14 protein-coding genes are annotated in these 19,923 nt (G+C 59.5%); 9 read left to right on the top strand and 5 right to left on the bottom strand.

The features are described 5' to 3' along the window. Positions 1-4 precede the first annotated feature (4 nt). The 3 genes from BM244_RS20940 to BM244_RS20930 all read right to left on the bottom strand — a co-directional run bounded on the left by BM244_RS20940 (position 5) and on the right by BM244_RS20930 (position 4,505). Entirely contained in the window at positions 5-1,870 is a 1,866-nt protein-coding gene (locus BM244_RS20940) for a site-specific DNA-methyltransferase (protein ID WP_093400861.1), read from the bottom strand. A 74-nt stretch (positions 1,871-1,944) separates the two neighbouring features. After that, entirely contained in the window at positions 1,945-3,195 is a 1,251-nt protein-coding gene (locus BM244_RS20935) for a tyrosine-type recombinase/integrase (RefSeq protein ID WP_093400860.1), read from the bottom strand. Next, positions 3,192-4,505, bottom strand: a complete 1,314-nt coding sequence (locus tag BM244_RS20930) for a tyrosine-type recombinase/integrase (RefSeq protein WP_254784700.1) — start codon at positions 4,503-4,505, stop codon at positions 3,192-3,194. The genes BM244_RS20935 and BM244_RS20930 overlap by 4 nt, the downstream gene beginning before the upstream one ends. 1,347 nt (positions 4,506-5,852) lie before the next feature. Between BM244_RS20930 and BM244_RS23915 the strand changes: the two genes are divergently transcribed. From BM244_RS23915 to BM244_RS20900, 5 genes are all read left to right on the top strand, one after another. After that, a complete protein-coding gene (locus tag BM244_RS23915; protein ID WP_093400858.1) occupies positions 5,853-6,320 on the top strand; it encodes a response regulator transcription factor in 468 nt (155 codons plus the stop codon). A gap of 49 nt (positions 6,321-6,369) precedes the next feature. After that, on the top strand, positions 6,370-6,747 hold the full coding sequence (locus tag BM244_RS20915) for a hypothetical protein (RefSeq protein WP_093400857.1): 378 nt from the start codon (positions 6,370-6,372) through the stop codon (positions 6,745-6,747). Positions 6,748-6,825: 78 nt separating this feature from the next. After that, positions 6,826-7,311, top strand: a complete 486-nt coding sequence (locus BM244_RS20910; RefSeq protein ID WP_093400856.1) for a hypothetical protein — start codon at positions 6,826-6,828, stop codon at positions 7,309-7,311. A 995-nt stretch (positions 7,312-8,306) separates the two neighbouring features. Beyond that, positions 8,307-9,638, top strand: coding sequence for a plasmid replication protein RepC (repC, locus tag BM244_RS20905; protein ID WP_093400855.1), 1,332 nt, complete (start codon positions 8,307-8,309; stop codon positions 9,636-9,638). 216 nt (positions 9,639-9,854) lie between these two features. After that, complete coding sequence (locus tag BM244_RS20900) at positions 9,855-10,754, top strand: replication initiator protein A (protein WP_093400914.1); 900 nt, start codon at positions 9,855-9,857, stop codon at positions 10,752-10,754. A 780-nt stretch (positions 10,755-11,534) separates the two neighbouring features. Here BM244_RS20900 and BM244_RS20895 read toward each other — a convergent pair. Beyond that, positions 11,535-12,428 carry a lytic transglycosylase domain-containing protein gene (locus BM244_RS20895; protein WP_254784698.1) on the bottom strand — a complete coding sequence of 298 codons (894 nt, stop codon included), beginning with the start codon at positions 12,426-12,428 and terminating at the stop codon, positions 11,535-11,537. Positions 12,429-12,542: 114 nt separating this feature from the next. Here BM244_RS20895 and BM244_RS20890 point away from each other — a divergent pair, with 114 nt between their 5' ends. Beyond that, positions 12,543-13,835: a hypothetical protein gene (locus BM244_RS20890; protein WP_093400854.1), complete on the top strand. Its 1,293-nt coding sequence runs from the start codon at positions 12,543-12,545 to the stop codon at positions 13,833-13,835. Between the two features lie 142 nt (positions 13,836-13,977). Here BM244_RS20890 and BM244_RS23830 read toward each other — a convergent pair whose 3' ends face one another. Then, a complete protein-coding gene (locus BM244_RS23830) occupies positions 13,978-14,109 on the bottom strand; it encodes a hypothetical protein (RefSeq protein ID WP_302847310.1) in 132 nt (43 codons plus the stop codon). 234 nt (positions 14,110-14,343) lie between these two features. Here BM244_RS23830 and BM244_RS20880 point away from each other — a divergent pair, with 234 nt between their 5' ends. The 3 genes from BM244_RS20880 to BM244_RS20870 are packed head-to-tail and all read left to right on the top strand — an operon-like array spanning position 14,344 to position 19,702. Beyond that, a complete protein-coding gene (locus BM244_RS20880) occupies positions 14,344-14,568 on the top strand; it encodes a hypothetical protein (RefSeq protein WP_093400853.1) in 225 nt (74 codons plus the stop codon). 12 nt (positions 14,569-14,580) lie between these two features. Beyond that, positions 14,581-15,435: a DUF7146 domain-containing protein gene (locus tag BM244_RS20875; protein ID WP_093400852.1), complete on the top strand. Its 855-nt coding sequence runs from the start codon at positions 14,581-14,583 to the stop codon at positions 15,433-15,435. Between the two features lie 37 nt (positions 15,436-15,472). After that, complete coding sequence (locus BM244_RS20870) at positions 15,473-19,702, top strand: strawberry notch family protein (RefSeq protein WP_093400851.1); 4,230 nt, start codon at positions 15,473-15,475, stop codon at positions 19,700-19,702. Positions 19,703-19,923: the final 221 nt, after the last annotated feature.

Here is a 19,923-nt window from a genome sequence, read left to right as displayed (position 1 = left end):
GCAATCATCCTGTCGGTTTGCCAAAACGAGTCAGCAGTTCGTCAGGGATTTTCGCGATCGTTACGCCTTCGCCTTGGACATATTGTGCCACGACTCCGGGACGCCACGAATAAATTATTGCAGACGCGCGTCGGGTTAGCCGAGCCTTGATTGCCTGAAGAGTGCTCTCATCCTCGTTAGGCATATACACAAGGTCGCCGTCTGGCAGCGGCAGAACGTAGAGCGAGCCAGTCAAGGGGGCATCACCGACCGCGCCAGAATGCACTAGCTGAAGTGCCGTCCAAATCTGCTCGTGCGATATGCGCATCCGGACCTCGTCTACCGGGAGACGAAGCGCGCGAAGATACCCAAAACCACTACCGAGGCCGGCTATACGGTTATTGCCACCAGCCTTCCGTCCCTTCGTGCGAGGCACATATCCCTCAATAATCCGAGCCATTCGCTCCCGCGTTATATTTCGGCACACGTTCTTGTCGGGCTCCTCCCGCGTCGCCTCGCTATTGGAGCACAGGATGAAATGACGGTCGCCATCATCAGCTTCATTGAGTTCCAGGACTGCCTGTCCAGTCGTTCCACTACCTGCGAAGAAGTCCAGAACAACGTGCCCGCCGTCCGCAGCAGTGGATTGGGCAATCAGAGCTCTCAAAAGACTTACTGGCTTAGGGAAGGTGAACGCTTTACTACCCAATACTGACTGTATCGTCGCGGTGCCCTCAGTGTTGGTGCCGACAGTCATGGTCGTAACGGTCGTATCGCCGCTACCCTTCTCGAGTTTATCAGCTAGAGTCGCGACGATCCAGGATGAAAGGGGCTTAGAGTCCTTTTTGCGATCTGACAAATATCGCTTAAACTGAGGCCTCCCGTAACCCAGGTCTTTCCCTACTAAGTCATCGAGGTCAGGAAGATTATGACGTAGCACAAATGGTGCAGCGCCGTCCGTTATTGCCGCGTCGAGTTCATCACGGGTCCGATAATTAACGGTCCGATCATTCCGGGGCCAAAGTACCCGACCGTCATCGATCCACTCCTCCATCGTCTTTGTACGCAACTTCTGGCCCGGAGTTACTCGGTCGCGTGACGCGAATCTCCACACAGAGTCTGGATTGCAAGGGTACCAAACATCCGTATTTGGATTTCGAATTGGATAGTAGGTATTAGGACGTTGTATGTAGGTATGCGCCTTGGTGATGTCCGAACTTTTCCATGGCCCAAACGGATCACCATCTGAGTTAGTATAAAGTGCGTCACTTTTCTCCTCGCCCCCAAAGCGGAATTCTGGCCCGGCATAGCAAAGAACGTACTCATGATCCTGGGTGAAGAACGCTCCGCCCGCATCGTTAGCCCCCTGACGGGTCCGCCAAACAAAAGTACCAACCCTCATGCCGGAAAATATCTGATCCATTAGCATAGCGAGATGAGCATGCTCATCCTCACCAATATTGACAAATATAACCCCATCAGGTCGCAATAGCTCACGAGCCACAGAAAGGCGTCGGTACATAAATTCTAACCAAAGCGAATGCCGGAAAGCATGATCTCGATCGACATAGTGGTCGTTATATATGAAGTCTCGAGCACCCGTATTATATGGCGGATCAATAGCGATGACCTTTATTCGGCCCGAGTGAGTCGCACGTAAGACTCTCAAAGCGTCGTAATTGTCGCCCTCAATGATAAGGTTGCGCTGTAGACCAGCGCCGCAGCTCGCTTCGAGGTCGTGCTCCAAAACTACGAAATCGTCATTTAGAGCGGCGTCGGCTTCCAATTCGTCACGCTCCCATACGAGGCCGAAGCGCCGTTCGGCGTCCCGACGCTCAAGGATGCGGATGAGGGCGGATCGATCGAGATGGGCATATTTGCTGTTAGTCATTTGGGGGTCCTTCTACGGCTGTAGCCGATCCGAGCCAACCGGGGCGCTCATCGATAGCGATACAGGACGTTTCGTCAGCATTCGGACGTTCGCAGCATTGACGGATCCGATATTGGCGCTCCTCCGGCTGAAGCGATCATTTGTCCAATCACGCTCCCGATTTCCTCAGCGGCTTCGAGTAGGTGCACGTCGTCGAGATGCGCGTAGCGGGAGGTCGATTGAGTGCTACGGTGCCCTAGCAGGCGTCCAATCATTGGCAGCGTCTCCTTGTTCATCGCCGCATGGCTCGCGAACGTATGCCGCAGGTCGTGAAGCCGAACCCCGGTCAACTGGGCTCGTTTCCGGATCGATGGCCAGTGATTGGTCAGGCGCAGCACGGGCTTCCGCAGCACCGGGTTCCAGAACAGCCAGAGCACGCTCTTCTGCCGGGGCAGGGCGGCCATCACCGCCCGAGCCTCGTCGCCGAGCCAAACGGTGCGCGGCCCCGTTTTGCTGTCGCGTAGCTTGAGCCGGTTGCCCCTGACGTCTGGCCATTGCAGGCCTGCCACCTCACCCGAACGACACCCCGTCAACAGCAACAGGGTAATTGCCGCAGCCACCACCACTTTGAGCTGATCCTCGCTGGCCCGATCCTCCGCGAGCACCTTACCCAACCGAGCCAGTTCCGCGGATGACAGAAACCGCTCGCATCGGCGCTTCCGGTTCGGGCGAACGGCTCGACAAGGATTGGTATTTTCAAGGCGATAGCCCCAGCTTTCTGCCTTCGCGAGCATGTTGGCGAGGATGTTCAGGCAGCGGTTGGCGGCGCCTGGTCCGGTCTCGTCGTTGAGCGCGGCGAACCACTTGGACACGTGGGCCTCGTTTAGCTCGTCGATGAAGATGCCGGTGAAGGCATGATCGAGATAGAGCCGGCGGTACACGCCGTGCGTCGCAAGAGTGGAGGCCTTCCACTTCGGCGACCAGCGCCGCCAATACTCATCAAGAAAATCATCAAAGCGTGGTGCGGAGCGGATGCGCGCCCGATCGGTCGCCGGATCATGCCCTACCTGCGCGTAGGCGATCACCCGCCGCGCGATCGTCATCGCCTGATGCTGGGTAATGAGGGTGGCGGGCGCGATGGTGACGGTGCGGAGTCGTCCCGCCATACGAGTCTGGACGACGTAGACCTCCCGCCCTGTCGTGTAGTGACGCAAGCCGAAGCCGCGCTCGTTTTCGAACCACGTCGTCGTCCGCGGCTTGAGTTTATATCCAGATGGATATTCAAAGGATATTCCGACCTCAGCCAGCGCATCATTTACGATTTTTCGTAAAACCAGCGCGGTCATGACCGCATCCCCATTGCCTGCGCGAGCGAGCCTGATATCCGTTGCGCGGCATCCGCGATGACATCGTCGGCGAGATGGGCATACCTAGCTGTAGTCTCCGGCAACATGTGGCCGAGCAGCTTGCCGATGGTGGCCAGCGGGATGTTGGCCATGATCGCTGTGGAGGCGAAGCTGTGGCGTAGGTCGTGGATGCGCAGGTCTGGCATGGAGCAGCGACTGCGGAGGGCGGTCCACCAGGCGGCGATCGTCAGCGGCGCGTTGCCCGCCTTATTAGGGAACACAAACGGGCTACCGGAACGGCGCGGGAGGGCGTTGAGGATAGCCATAGCTTGGCTGTTCAGCCAGATCGTCTTCGCGCCGGTCTTGCTGTCGGGCAGGTCAAGGCGAGGCGGGCGCACCCACTCCCATCGAAGGTCTCGTATCTCCGCGACGCGCGCGCCGGTGTAGAGCAACAGCCTGACGATCGCGACTTGGGCCGGGTGGGTCGCTTCTGCCAGCCTAAGTGCTGAGCTTAGCCGGCGATATTCGAGCAAAGAGAGATAGCGCTCCTTCGCCTCGCGTGGGTAGCGCGGTAGCCCGCGACATGGGTTGGAGCCTTTGCGACGAAAATGAAGTGCCTCGGCATATTTAAACAGGCTGGCAAGCACCGGCACCGCACGATTGTAGCGCGTCTCCGCCGAACCCACACAATCGTCGCGCCAGCGGGTTACGTCGGAAGGTAGCACATCGGCGACCCGCATGTCGCCGAAAACCGCCTCAAGATCGCGTTGCCACGCGCCGCGATTGCGCTTCGCCGTGGACGATTTCCAGTACCGAGCTATGTCATTCCAGTAAGTCTCGACATAGTCTGATAACGTTGGAGTCATCCTGGCCGCCGCCCGCTTGGGCAAGCCATCAAGCGCAATTTCGGCAAGCAGACGTCGCGCCTGAGTCCGGGCGATATTCGCATCTACGTCCTCAACGCGGCCAAGGGTAACGCGGCGTTGCTTGCCGCGATGCCGCGCTCGCACGGTCCAAAAGGCGCTACCGCTTGGCCGTATCCGCAAGCCAAAGCCAGCAAGCTTAGCGTCCCAGATGACATAGTCCGAAGCTAGGGCAGGGTGGTCCCGTCGAGCGAAGTTACCGTCGAGAAGTGCGCGCCTGATAGTCTCGGGCGCGCTGGGGAGCAGATAGCCTCCTACCGCCCGCGTATCTGGCTCAAAAGTATCAGAAAGCATGGCGGAATCGGGGAGCAGATGACCATCACTACAGCCCAAACTGCCGAGCGTTTTTGCGGGAGCTGTTGTTGATTTTGCTAGATTTTTTCTCATTCTGCAAGCGTAGCTTGCGTAAGGTGTGCTCTCTCGCGGGCATGCAGCCTGTCAGACGTCCGGTTTCAACACCGTTACCTGGAGCGTGGCGTCCGGCGACCGCTCCAACCGGGTAACCCTAATTGCTTCTGGTAGGTCTGACGCTGGTACCCGCCGGTACCACTTTTATTCGCGATTTGACGAGGGAGGCGACGGTTCACAACGTCTTGGCTCGCTATGGATTGTGCATGTGCCGGCTAATTTTGCCGCAGAATGGCGCCTGCGACACTTTACCATCGGGCAAAGTGTCGCAGGCGACAGAAGCGATATCATCGGAGGAACAGGGATTCACGGGATTCTTGTTTTGTGCTTTACCTGTTCCATGATTCAAGCTGATCTGTTCCCAATCGACAAAGGCGAACCAGTTTCAGGTACGTCGAAGACGAAGGTCACCGCGCCAAGCGACATGCCGTCCGTTATAGAAAGGCTGGCAACGTTATCGAGCCGCCCCCGTTACGCGTTCATGGTCTTGAACTTGATAGCACGCGCTGCCGGAGAAAGCGGCGAAGCCGGGCCTTACGTCGTCGAGGAGGGTAAGGCGGTGCGTCTCCGCGATTGGCTATGCGATGCTCTATCGCCAATGGCACAACGCGATCCTCGTCGGATTGCACTTATGGGCCGGGTACGCGGAGAGTTGGAGGAGCAGGGAGCCTTACCTCGGGACGCCAAAAGTGCCGCAGACGCCGTCGAACTGGCGGTCCGGTTGCGCGTGCGGGCTTCCGGACGTTGCAATGTCAGTCGGGCTGTATCCGAGCTGGTACGCGCTGGTCTGATCCGTAGGCACTATCAGGGTTGGCGGGTAGATCATCAAAACCGCGGGGCGCGGCGAGAGGCGGTCTACACGCTGACCCCCGAAGCATTACGCTCGTTACGTAATTGCTGATGATACACGAGCCGAAATTCAATGTTTGCCGGTCAGGGGGCTCCTGAGTCTCGAGTGCCTGGAAGGGAACGACCCCTTCCCTCCGCCCATTCCTCGTCGCCGAGAGTGATTCGGGCGTAGGGCTTGCCAATTATCTGCGCGGGCGGCTCCGATCCGTTCTGCTGCGTTGAGCACGTTATCATCATCACGCTGCGTATTACGCGACGCCACAAACCGCCGGAAACGCCAAAAATTTGGTGGCAGATGGCCAGCGTTGTATTTTCAAATTCGGGACGTCTTCAAATGGCTAACCGCTGTACTCGATAGCTTTATCTCCATTCGAAAGGGGGGCTCGCCTTCGGTGTGCTACGCCGTGAAGGCGTCGTCGTTCCGAACGATATGGTTTCGGGTTAGTATGCGATCGCCACTTCGGTATCACCCTGACTATGTCAGTCGAAAAACTCTCGCCCCGTGAGAAGGAATGTCTGCGCCTGATGCTGCAGGCGATGCGGCCCAAGGACATTGCGCGTGCGACAGGGCTATCCCTTCATACGATCAACGGTCATCTCAAATCCGCGCGTCGCAAGCTGGGCACGAACGACAGCCTGACAGCGGCGCGTATTTTCGGCGCGCATGAGGCCCCCCCAAAAATTGGGGGGACCAGCCTTTCGGGGTCGCCGCCATCGCTCCAAGCGGTGGAGGGTAATTGTACCGAAACGACAACCGAGGCAGGGACTAGGAGCCCACGGTCGACCTATCCCTTTTCAACTAGGGAGAGGCCCCGGAACAGTCTGAGCGTGCGGTGGCGTCTTCTCTGGCCAATCCTCTTGCTGGGCCTTGTTGCCCTGGGAGCGGGAATGCTCGTCTCGGGCGCTGCGTCACTTTCGATGGTGTTCCTAGCCCTGCAAGGGTGAGCTTCGGCATGCACGTCAACGCCTTTGCGGGCTAAGGAAAGATCGCGTCATGTCCTTCATCGAAATGCGCCGCCACCAAATCGAGCGGCATCGCCTAGCCGAGGAGATCACGGGTCTTCTCAACGTCTTCGAGCATGATCTGGGTCGTGCTCTGACCAGCGGATCATTGCTGCTTGGGTTCATACCCACAGCGCGAAGTACGGCCAATGTCTCAGCAACGATAGGGCAGGGAGCAATTGACCAATTCGTGACGTCTTTGGGCCTTATCTCGCAAGCCATGAGCTCTGCCGTTGAGGGGCATCACAGGCTCGACGAGGCTCGCCGGACCCTGCGGATTCCAGCTCTTGCAGGAGGTGACAAAGACCCGATACCGTCTGCACAGGTCGGTACCATTGCGGTGGAAAACGCGGTCTCAGGGGGCAAATAATGGATTTCACCAGCCGCTCAACGGAGATCTACGCTGCTACGCATACTTCTCTTCAACACGTTCTACGCCGGGACAGGCGTGTTCGCCCTCTGGAAGGGGGGAGCACCCGAACGTATCGCGGTAATCGTGCTTGCCGCAGACTTCGAACTCAGTCACTGGTTTCTCAAACCGTTCGTCGGTCGGTATTCGGGTGTCGAATGGCCCGTGTTCGCGACAGACACGATTGCCTTCCTCGGTTTGTATATCCTGTCATTGCTGACGACACGATACTGGCCAATCTGGATGGCGGCCGTGCAGGGATGTGTGGCCATGTCTCATCTGACCGGATTGCGCGCGGATGTCATTCCTGCGGTGTACGGCAATTTCGTTGTTGTCTGGAGTTATGTCCTACTGATCATTCTGATCGTGGCTACGATACGTCATCGCACACGTCTGGCTCGCGATCAGATCGACCCGGCGTGGTCATGGCACAGCGCTGGACTGCGCTCTCAGTCGGAGTCGTGCGATGACCGCGCACCTTCTCAATATGCCGCAACCTCGGTCGTTAACGCCGACCCCAGGTAGCTCAACCGCCTGTCCGGCGCTCGATCCTGCCATGTTTGCCAAGAAACTTTACGACGACCGACGACGACGGGAGGCGTTCTTCGGATCCGACATGTTTTCAGAGCCTGGCTGGGACATATTACTGGATCTTAGAGCGCAGTTCGACGCTGCGCGTATCCCCGCAAGCCTTGCGGTTTGCGTTGCAGCTCCAATTTCTACGGGCGTCCGGCACCTGCGCGCTTTAGAAGAGCTCGGTTTCGTCGAGCGGTGGAAAGATCCTCAGGATTCGCGGCGACGCTTGTCGAGGCTTACGAAGCACGGATTGCTTGTGATGGATCGTTATCTTCGTTCGATATCACCCTGACGCTGAAATCAAGAACTGATATCTAGGCCTGTAGTATCTCGGGTTAATCGGTGACAGACAGGGACCACCTTACTCTTTCCTCTGTGCACGACCGAAAATTGCCGACCGACTGAGATACTCAGTTGATGGCGCAGCCATTCTAGTATCTGCCGAAAAGGTAAGGGTCAAATAGCAAACCAAGTTCCTCTTGCTTTGTCTGGGTGGCTTTTTGCCGATTCGGAGACGGCGTTTGCGATAGCACGTGCCCCGCAGCCACGGCGTTTTCGATAGCACGAGTCCCGATCGCGACGGCGTTTGCGATAGCACGTGCAGTGCAGCCACCCTGTCACCGATAGCACGTGATTCAGATGCACGCTGTCATCGATAGCACGATTCAAAAGCTAGGACGGGTCCGTAACGGACAGTTAACACTTCGACCTGCGACCAGCCGGTCAATCCGTGCGGCGCGGCCTGCCCATCCGGGCAGGTGTAACAGAGACAAGGAAACCGCGCTAAAAGTGAAAAGCCCGACACAAGGCCGGGCTTTTCGGAACGCCCCTAAAGACGACCTCGCACCTCTTATTTAGGGGAGGTTCCCTGACGACGCAATGCCAAAGCGCGATTTCGCGCCACGGTGTCGGCTGCTTGCTCGGTAACCCGAAGGGGAACCCATATGCACCACGCGCATCATCCCGGCAGAGGGCTGCGTCGTTACGACGAGCGTACCGCCATCGCGTCGAACCTAACGGATACGTTTCGTGGGTTGGATAAGACGGTCGGTCCGTCGAACGCACTCTCCGCGTTAAAACGAGCGGCGCCGTACATGGCTATCCCTTTACGCGTGGTAGCGCTTGTCGACCTGTTGTTCGCGTGGACGAAGCCTCAGGATTGGCAAGGCGGCGATACTCTCCCGGTCGTATGGCCCTCGAACGAGCTATTGGGCCAGAAGCTCGGCGTCGGCGTCAGGCAGGTCCAGAAGCTGCTCAATCAGGCCCAGGCGCTTGGACTAGTAAGCTTCCTTGATAGTCCCAATGGCCATCGGGGAGGCCGACGGTCGGAAGGTGGGAAAATCGTTTGGGGATATGGAATCGTTCTCGCGCCGGTGGGTACTCGGTACGCGGAATTTCTGGAGCGCGCAGCGCGAGGCATTGCCGAGGATCAGGTCATCACCGTGTTACGGAAACGGCTGGCTTCCGCGCGACGAAAGATCAGAGTGATGGCCCAGACATTGCTCGATGAAGGTTGTGACGCGCCGGGGGCAGAGGAAATTCTCGCGTTGGCGCTTATGGCAACGGATCAGATGCGCGGCGTTCGCGATACGGGCCTTCTCACGTCGTGTGTCCAGCAAATCGAAGACGCCTCGAACACGCTCGCCCAGCGCCTTGAGGCTGTTCTGTCGTCCAATACCGAAGCTGCAGGCTATATGAAAAGTTCATGCGCGGATGACCTACGCGACACTCACTTTACAACTACAAACCACCTTCAACCTGCTAAAGCAGGTACCCGTAGAGGCTTACCGGAGAGGAGTAGTACATGGGTCGAACCGAGTTCCAATGCCGACACGGCAGTCCATGCCGATCTGGATAAGCATGGAGTAACGCCAGGCTTCATAATCGATGTCGCTCCAGACCTGTGCCACGACCTGCTGGGTCACGATCGATCCTGGGGCGAGCTAACGGCAGTTGCAGAGCGGGCAGCGAATCAGTCGGGAATCAGCCAAAGTGCCTTTCATGACGCTATCCGCGTCATGGGAAGTCGGGGTGCGACAGCCTCCGTCTTCGCAACTCTTCAAAAATACCGTGCGGGTGAGGTCCGACGCCCCGGCGCGTATCTTCGCGGGATGACGGCGAAGGCCATGATGGGCGAGCTCAATCTCGGCCGAACGTTGCATGGACTGAAGGATTCCAGTCGCTTAACCGCGATGAAGGGGCTTGCAGCAGAGTCCGGAGCAACTGCCGTCGGCACCCTGATCTCGGGGCTCGTCCGTCGAACGATCCGGACCTGATGATGCCACCGGTCGTGTCTCGGCAAAGTCACGACGGTGTTTGCGATAGCACGTGCCGTGGGGAAACTTGCCTGAGCCTTTGAGCCTTGATCGGACCTGTAGGCTCCTGAGTTGGCGGAATCCACGTGCTATCGCAAACGCCGTGACCGTAACCCAATGCCATCGTCGCGAATTGAAGGTATGACGGGCCCCGCAATCGATACAGGCGGGTTGATCATGGCACTGCAGAAACACGGCGAAGTTCAGGGAAGCCTGTTCGGTGTGCTAGACAGTCCGCTGCACGGCAAGGTGCGTGGTGAGCAAAGCATCATGGATTTCCCGCTTTTCTCGCTGGCCAAGCGTCCCCAGATGGATCCGATGACCTTCAAAATGGAGGGAGTCCAGATTGAGCTGAAGCCGAGCGCTAACGGGATTGCCACGATGTGGGACAAAGAGGTCCTGATCTATGTGTTATCCCTGATGTGCCAGCATCTCGCCAAGACGGGCGAAGTGATCAACGTTTTTACGTTCAATGCTCACGATTTCTTCCGCGCTACCGGCGTGGCTCGGCCGTCCAAACGGGATTACGATCGGTTCATCGAGGCGCTCGGGCGTCTGCAGGGAACGCAAATTAGGACCAACATCAAGACGGGCACGATCGGGACCAAGGGATTTTTCTCATGGTTCGCAGAAGCGCAGGCCATGACCCGGGCCATGCCGAATGGTGGCGAGCAGCTCATGCCGGTGCGCGTACAGATCTGTGATTGGCTGGTACGAGCTGTGTCGCGTGATAGCCGCATTTACGACTATCACCATGACTATTTCCGGCTCGGTTCGATCGAAAGGCGGCTTTATGAGCTTGCGCATTGTTACAGCCGCGAAGAATCCGCCGAAGTTTCCTTAGAAATCCTCGCTGCAAAAATCGGCTCTACCGCCCCCCTGAGAGCTCTTAAGATGCAGCTCAAGAAAATCGCTGCAGAGGATCGGCTGCCCGATTATAGCATTGTCATCCGTGAGATCGTTCCAGACGCACCGACGTTAGATAAGATCGGCCGCAAGACGTCAAAGACTGAAACTATCGTGATCATGAAGCCACGTGAGAAGACGTGCGATGTAAGGTTCAGTATTACTCAATAAGTAACGGGTTTTTAGATACTAGTGAGTGCCCCGAATTAGAACGCATCTGTGGTTGTCCTGAGGATTTACTAAATATCTACGGCTATATCTAGATATTTTACTATAAAGCCCAGATATTTGAATGAATCATACCTAGTAAGACTTGTAGACCATAATCAAGTTGGCCAATCGTGCAAGTGTGGTGTGTGTGTTTTACATTGCTGTTGCGCATTGCCTTTATCCGTTGCCAGCCCTCGTCCCGTTATATTCGCGGACCATTCGGTTTTAGGGAACTTATCGCGTTGCTTGGCGGATTATACTTTTTATGGTCAGTACGCAGAGCGTAGGCAACCGGTCCTTCTTTGCGCAGATCACTACAAAGCATGATCACTGGGCACAATCGCTCAAGACACCACGACGTCCTTGCATGCATCGTGCATGCATGTTGCATGTTGGTTGCTGGGTGCATGCAAGATGCGAAGCGATTGCTCTGCAGAAAGGGGGCGTCAGCGATGATAACCCTGGCGCAGGTATGGCACTGAAGGCGCCTCGTGCTACCGCCAAAGGCTGTCGGTTAGGCAATAATGTAGGCGGCAATGATCCACCAGTATAGACTTTACCAGCTACGATCCCCACAGAATAACATCGGCGTTCATAAGTAAATCTGGCTAGCGCGCTCTCAGTAACGCCGAAGAATTCTGATCGGACACTGTCAAATAGACCAAGTCAGGCGCCGACATCCGATATCTATTCACGTTCTTGCAACTTTTCAATTTTGTTCAGGCGGCCGAAAGACTGTGATCAATACCGAGTATAGGCTACGTAACGAAACCCGGGTTTCGGAAGGAGCGCCGGCGATTCCGGTGTCGTGGTCAGTCGAGACCAGTTTGTGATGATGTCCGTCACATAGGTCTGTGTTTCGGAGATACGAGGAACCAGCCGCCCCCGGATGCGACTTGGCCCTGCATTGTACGCGGCAAGAGCAAGGTTGACTTGCCCAAATCGATCGAGCTGCTGACGAAGATAACGGGCACCGCCACGCATGTTCTGAAGCGGATCATATCGATCGACGCCAAGGCCAATCGCTGTCTCTGACATCAGCTGGGTAAGGCCGTAGGCGTTAGCGGTCGAGGTTGCGATTGGGTTGTACCCGCTCTCGCGGATAATCATCGCATCGAACAACCCTGTCGGAATGTCATGCTCACATGCGACCGCGCTCATCATGCCATAATAAATTGCGCGGCGTGCCTCTGCGCGGCGCGCTAGAAAACCCGACGGACGATAGGTTAGCGGTGTGCAGCCCGGCCTGAACGGCACCGGCTGAATGACGATCCCGCCACGGAGCCAGTTTGGAACCTGGATCGAAGAAAACGCTGCGACGCCCGGGGGCTCACGCCGCACGACGGGAACGCCGGGCGAGATCTCTGCGGCTCCAGCCATCTCCTGCTGCATCCTGAACTGCACGTAACGTCGACTGAGATCATGGGCCTGGAAACCGTCAGGCAGTGTCGTTGCCCCGTCCGCTACGGCCGATGCTGAGACGTCGGGCGAAGAACCAGGGTCGGAGATCGGCAGGCTCCCGGTCATCGAGATCAGCTGCACCCTGCGGAACGCCGATCCCTTTGGCGAAGCAACGGCTTGCGAACCAACGACCAGACCGACGCATAGGCCAGCAACAGCGAGTGGATAACGCACGGAAAACCCCCAGACGACGTGATATCCAAGAGTTGAGATCAAGAGGTTTATGCTTGTCAAGAGCATCAGGCCTAACGAAACTGACCAAGATCAGCGCCTAAAGGTCACCCGAACATGTGGTTGATTCACCGCGATACCGATGGAAACAGCCGGGATCGGATCCCACTACCGGCACCGCTCCATGAGGCGCTGGTACGCTGGTATGTCGGCGAAGGCTCGTTCCACGACGAACAGGCCGGCGTCACGCTCGTTCAGAATGCCCGGATTGGACACCGCTGGATCGCCTGCGGCTGTCGGGGACCGGGAATGGCCCCGCCCATACTGACGCCGGCTTACCTCTCCGAGGCCGAAACCTACTATTTGCGCCGGTTGACCAGCACCAAGCGGCCGGAGCACCGCACCGATTGCCCCTTCTTCCGCGACCAGGCCACCAATCGCATCACGGAAGTCAGGTCCCACAACACCCCGACCGATCCACCTTCAGGCTTTTTCGAGGTTCTGCGACCGGCGCCGGAGAAACTCGCACAGCGGCCTGAGGACGACAGTCTCGACGATCGGACTCGCAGCGCCTCGACCCCGCGGCTGGCGCGGCTCCTTTGGCGCCTGCTCGACAGCGCCGGCTGCAATACGATTGCCCCGTTGGGTATGGGCTATGAATGGTCGATCAGGGAGGAGTTCGCAGCGCTAGGCCGTGCGGCCGGCAAGATCGAGATCGCGCCCGGTGTCGAGCTGGCGCGGGCCTTTTGGACCCACGCGCGCCCCCTCGAGACGAACACGGTCTATGGCACGCTACGCGCACTGGCGCCGAGATGGCCCAAGACGCATGCTCCGCAAGGCTTCGTGGCGCTCTATGCCAAGGCGATCAAAGGCAATGAGATCCATGTGCCCGACTGTGAACCCGTCACCATCGCGACGCGCGTCCAGTCGCCCTCGATCCGAGGTAACCACATCAGCGGACCGTACATCGTCCTTGTCGTCGCCGGCGAATATCCCGAGGCGCGCGGGTATGCGCCACTGCGAGCCTATGCGCAGCCGATCTACAATGGGCGTATGTTCGTACCTGTGGAATCCGACTTCGAGCGGAAAGCGCTACTGGCGATCCTCGATACCCAGCGCGTGTTGCACGCCCGGGGTGTCGACATGGCCATCAGCAAGCCGCTCTTCGATTCAATGACACCAAACGGCCCCTGCCGGCCGGATTTCATCCTGGAGGCGAGGTCGCGCATGACGGGGGAATTGCGGACGGTGGTGGTGGAGGCAATGGGTTTTGACAGCGACGAGTACGAAGCTGCTAAGGCAGTGACGCACCCTCGCATGGCGGTCCTGGGTGATCTCGTGACGCTCGATAGGTCCGAAATGGATCAGAGTTCCGCATCGACCAAATTACTTCGAGCCCTGGATATTTGAGCGATCAGCTCCAAGTCGTTGTCGCAGCGAAATAGATAAATATTCCAAGCGTCACCGGTGCCGATAGTAGATAAAGCTATTGCCAGCGCCACCATGCTTTTGGCAGAAAAATCACGGCGCCACGAACACTTCGAACATCTCCTCAGGCCTTGTCCCGGTACAAACCATGGGCCGTTACGAACACCGACATGGCCATAGCGATTGCGCAGCACATAGCCGCTGCCAGATAAATGGCGATCCAGTTGGTAATCTCGCCTTCAGAAAACTGGTTCATCGACACCTCGAATGAAGAAGGGCGCGGTCGACAAACCGGCGCAGAATTATTCTAGTTCCACGAGAAGCTTAGCGGCGAGATTTTTGCAGCTGGTAAATGAGACGGTGCGCCACTTGGTCCGTCAAAAAAATGGAGTTGAGAGGGAGGGTAAGAAATGGGTCGCGGAAAGCGGCCTTAACCCTTCCATCCCAGGGCGGCCGGTAAAAGGCAGCCTTCAGCACGAGGCCTGTAGCCATGACCAAGTACGTCCTTTTCGTAAGGGACCACGGCGCCAAGGACGTCCTGGATTTCCATCCGAGCGAGATATCCGCCAAAAATGCTTTGGCCGCCTATGTGACGAAGAAAACGGGGCGCGACCTGCCATCCGACCCGGAAGCGGCTGTCGAGGAGATCGCCAGCTACTTCAATCGCGACAAGACCTTCTACGCGATCGCCGGCGTCCCTGCCGGTGCGCGCTAAAGGGTATCGGATATGGCTATCATCGCCAATCGACCATCCCAGCACCTCGTCGATCTGGTCGGCGCGCTTGGCGGCACTTGGCACGGGAACAGTGCGATGTGTCGGTGCCCCGCGCATACCGACGGTACGCCAAGCCTCTCGATCAGGCAGGGTGACCGCGGCATGCTGGTGACCTGCTTTGCCGGGTGCGACGCCGGCGACATCCTGCGTGAGCTGGTCCGGATACCAATCGGGCGCCGCTATGAACCGCCCGTTCCGGCCCAGGCAAAGGGTACGGCCAACATCGACCGGCTGTGGAGCGAGGCGGTAAGTGTCTCCGGTAACCTGGCCGAGCGCTACCTCGCCTCGAGGGGACTGTTGCCGGTGCCAACCGACGTCCGCTTCCATCCGCGCTGTCCGCTAGGTCCCAAACCCATGACTGTCTTCAAGCCGGCACTGCTGATCGGCGTCCGTGAAGCGCAGCGCCTGGTCGCCTTTCAGCGCATCTTCCTGAAGCCCGATGGAGGCTATTCTCAGAAGGCAACGCTCGGCACGCTTGGTACCGGGGCATGGCGGGGCGGTGGCCTTAGTGCGACCATTGGCCTGGCCGAAGGATTCGAGACGGCGCGGGCTTGGTCCCGGATCCGCGGACTACCTTGCTGGGCGACGCTCGGATCGCGCCGGCTCGATCTAGTGACGATCCCTGACAGCGTTACAAAGCTGATCCTCGCGGGCGATAATGATCTCGCCGGACGCCGTGCGGTCGCGCGAAGCATTGCCCGCTTCGCATCCGATAGTCGTGTCATCCAGGTCGATTACCCGGTGGGCTACAAGGACTGGGCCGAAGCGCTCAAGGCGGCAAAGAGGGGAGAGGGAGGGAGGCGGTGAGCTGTCGGATTGGCAGTGCAACCTGAGGGAACCTGCCATGTTCGATTTGCTCGATCTTCCGCCCGTCAGCGATCACAGTGCAGCGGCACGCATTGCCGGGTTGCTGGCATCGGGCACGCCGATCGCCCGCCGCGATCTCAATCAGGCGATGACAGCGGCCTTTAGCGGCTCGGACGCCGACGGTCATTGGACGCAGCGCGACAGCTTCGAGATGCTCGAACATGGCATTGCGCTCCATCTCGCGTCGCGGCCTTACCAGCTCAACGGCATGGCTGACGTGGCACAGGCGTCGGCGGTCATGGCAATGCTGCCGACCCAGACGGTGCGCAGCGAGGAACAGATCGACCTCCAGCAATTCTCGACGCCGGTCGATATTGCGGCGATCGCTGTGTTGATGGCCGCGATCGGTCCGCACGACATCGTCCTCGAACCCAGCGCCGGCAACGGCTTGCTGATCGTCCAGGCACCGGCGTGCGCCAGCCTGCAGCTGAACGAAATCGACACGAAACGCCGCGAACGCCTCGCCGGCATTTTCCCGGATGCGATCGTCACTGGTCACGACGGCGCGGCGCTGGTCAGTCTGCACGCGCGGCTGCCAAAGCCCACCGTAGTGGTGATGAATCCACCCTTCTCGCGCACCGTCGGTCGCGGCGCGGACGATCTTGCTGCGCTTCGCCATCTCCAGGCAGCGATCCGCCGGGTCGCAAAGGGCGGTCGGGTGGTAGCGATCATGCCCGACTGGTTCGCGCCAAGCGCACGGCTGAAAGCGGCCTATGAGGCGGTGCTGACCGGCTGCACGGTTCGCACCTCGCTGCGGCTTGAGCATTGCTACCGCAAGCACGGCACCGATATCGCGGTGCGACTTTACGTCATCGACAAGGTGGCAGGCGGCACCTCGCACACTGTTATCCAGCGCAGCTCGGTCGCGGGTTTCCTCGACGCCGTGACCATCCCGCCGCGGGCCTCGCTGGTGGCTGATACCCCGATAACGGCACTACCGGTGCCCAAACCCAGCCTGTTCGGCGCGGCGCGGCAAGCCAAGGCTACGGTTGCTCGCACCTATCATGCACCGGTGCGCAACAACGTACTGCCGGTCAGCTACAGAACGCTAGCTGCGGCCGCACCTCTGGCCGACCAGGTTGGTTGCTATCTGCCCTACCGGCCAAGCCGGATCGTGTTCGACGTCGCCGGCGACCACCCGACCGCGCTGGTGGAATCCGTGGCGATGGGTTCGATACCCGCACCCATTCCGACGCACATTGCCCACCTTCCGGAGCGGACGGTGACGGAGCGGATGCTGTCCTCATCGCAGCTTGAGACCGTGGTCTATGCCGGCCATGCTTGGGGTCAGCTGCTCCCCGGGTCGTTCAAGCCTGCCAAGGAAGGCGTCGGGCTCACCATCGATCCCGAGGGCAGCCGTTACCGGAAGGGCTTCTTTCTGGGCGACGGTACTGGGGCGGGCAAAGGCCGACAGGTCGCGGCGTGCATACTCGATAATTGGCTACAAGGTCGTCGCCGGCATATCTGGGTGTCGAAGAACGAACCGCTGCTCGAAGACGCGCGTCGCGACTGGACAGCGCTCGGTGGCATGTCGGGCGACGTACAGCCGGTCTCCAACTGGAAGATCGACCAGCCGATTAAATTGGAAGAGGGCGTGCTCTTCGTCACCTACCCGACGCTGCGCTCGATGCGTTCCGACCGTAGCCGCCTGCAGCAGATCCTCGATTGGGCAGGCTCCGACTTCGACGGGGTGATCGCCTTCGACGAGGCGCACGAGATGGGCGGCGTCGCCGGTGGCGAGGGCGCGATGGGCAAGAAGGAAGGATCGCAGCAGGGCATCTGCGGCGTGCTGCTGCAGAACAACCTGCCCGGCGCCCGGGTCCTCTACGCCTCGGCAACCGGCGCATCCGATGTAAACAACCTCGCCTACGCGGTGCGGCTTGGCCTGTGGGGACCCGACACCGCGTTCGCAGACCGCGAGGCGTTCATTGCCGAAATTCGCAAGGGCGGGATCGCAGCGATGGAACTGGTGGCGCGCGACCTGAAGGCGCTCGGTCTCTATACCTCGCGCGCGCTGAGCTTCGCCGGCGTCGAGTACGACGTGCTACGGCACGCACTGACGCCGGCGCAGATCGAGATCTACGACACCTATGCCAACGCCTGGAGCGTCATTCACCAGAACATGGAAGAGGCGCTGGAACTGACGGGCGTCGTCGACGGGTTCGAAAAGACGACGCTCAACAGCGGTGCCAAGGCCTCGGCACGCTCACGGCTGGAATCAACCAAGCAGCGCTTCTTCGGGCAGGTCCTGCTTTCGATGAAGCTGCCGACGGTCATCGCCGCGGTCGAACAGCATCTGAAGGCTGACCAGTCGGTGGTGCTGCAGCTGGTCACGACCGCCGAGGCGATCCTCGATCGACGCCTGGCCCAGATGTCGGCCGACGAGCGTGCGGATCCGACGATAGATTTGTCACCGACCGAGTATATCGCCGATTATCTGATGCGGGCGTTCCCGACGCGGCAGATGCAGACCTATACCGACGACACCGGTACCGCGCGCTCGGCGCCGATGAGCGATGAGCTCGGCAACCCGGTCCACAACCCCGACGCGCTCGCGGCCCGCGACCAGATGCTCGAGCACATCTGTGCACTGCCTCCGACCAAATCCGCACTCGACGCGCTGATCGAGCATTTCGGCACCGACATGGTGGCCGAAGTGACGGGGCGCTCGCGGCGTCTCGTACCGACGTCGGACGGTCGCCAAAAGATCGAGACGCGCTCGGGGCGGTCCTCGCAGGTTGAGGCCGCAGCGTTCATGGCCGGCACCAAGCGGGTGCTGGTGTTCTCTGACGCTGGCGGCACTGGGCGCTCGTACCATGCCAGCCTCGATGCGAAGAACCAGCAGCAGCGCGCCCACTTCCTGCTCGAACCCGGCTGGCGTGCCGATCGCGCAATCCAGGGGCTTGGTCGCACGCACCGTACCCATCAGGCGACGACACCGCTGTTCCGGCCGGTAACCACCGACTGCAAGGGCGAGCTGCGCTTCACCTCGACGATCGCGCGGCGCCTCGACAGCCTTGGCGCCCTCACGCGCGGCCAGCGGCAGACCGGCGGGCAAAACCTGTTCGATCCGGCCGACAATCTCGAAAGCGAGTATGCCAAGGATGCACTCCTGACATGGTTTGCGCTCCTCGATGGCGGCAAGCTGACCAGCACGACGATGGACGACTTCTGCTCGCGCACCGGCCTCGAGCTGCACGACAATGACGGCGTCCTGAAGGAAGAGCTGCCGCCCATCCAGCGCTGGCTGAACCGTCTGCTTGCGCTGCCGATCGGGCTCCAGAACCTGATCTTCGACGAATTCCTGGCGCTGGTCGAAACCCGCGTCGCCGCAGCCCGCGAAGCCGGCACGCTCGATGTCGGCGTCGAGACGATCACGGCGGATACCGCGACGGTCCTCGACGACACGTTGCTGCGCACCGATCCACTGTCGGGCGCGACCTCGCACCTTCTCACGATCGAGATCGCCCGCCGCAAGAATCCCATCTCGCTCGAACGTATCCTCGACCTCGCAAAATGGCAGGACGACGTCGCGTTCGTGGTAAACGCCCGGTCGGGGCGCGCCGCGCTCCGGACCCGGGCACGGTCGTGGATGGACGACGATGGCCAGCCGATCGCGCGCATCGAACTGCAGCGTCCCTGCCGACGTGAGTATCTGCGCGAGGCCGATCTGCTGGAAACGGCATGGGACGTTGTCGACCGGGAGACCTTCGAGGCCAAATGGAGCGCGGAGGTCACCGAGGCGGCGGGTCAGGTCGATACCGAGACGATCCGACTGGCGACCGGCCTGCTGCTGCCGATCTGGTCGGCGCTGCCGTCGGACCACCTCGCGGTGAACCGTATTGCGGACGCCCATGGCAATTCGTGGCTAGGCCGTCTCGTGTTCGACCAGCACGTCGTCCAGCTCTACACCAAGCTCGGGATCGCCAAGACCGACGATCTGCCGGTCGACGCGATCGCACGTTCCGTTCTCTCAGGGCGCAGCGTCGACGTCGTGCGGCCGTTCCCGATGACGCTCCGGCGATCGATCGTGAACGGCAACCGGAGGGTGGAGATCGTGGACGCACCCGCCTCGCAGTTGCCTTGGCTGAAATCTCTAGGCTGCTTCACCGAGATCATTGCCTACCGGACCCGCGTCTTCGTGCCGGCAACCGATGCCGAGACGGTGCTCGGCCGTGTCCTGAAAGGAGTCACAACGCGAGAGTGATTTCTGGTTGCGCTAGAAGAGCACAGAACGTGTCCCCAAACCGTTTACCCACCGAGGTCTCCAGTAAATCATCAAAACGGTAAGCTCCCGACAATTGACGCTGGCCAAGATACCGACGGTTGACGCCTAGGCTCAGGACTCGTTGATCAGAGCCAGAAGATGACAGTGGCGGCGAGCGCGATAGCGGAGAAGAAGACCGTCGGGCATCGATCATAGCGGGT

Source organism: Sphingomonas sp. OK281 (assembly GCF_900115295.1).
In the GTDB taxonomy this organism is placed as follows: Bacteria; Pseudomonadota; Alphaproteobacteria; order Sphingomonadales; family Sphingomonadaceae; genus Sphingomonas.
Note: the sequence above shows the minus strand (reverse complement) of the source record. Positions and strands in the feature narration are given on the sequence as shown.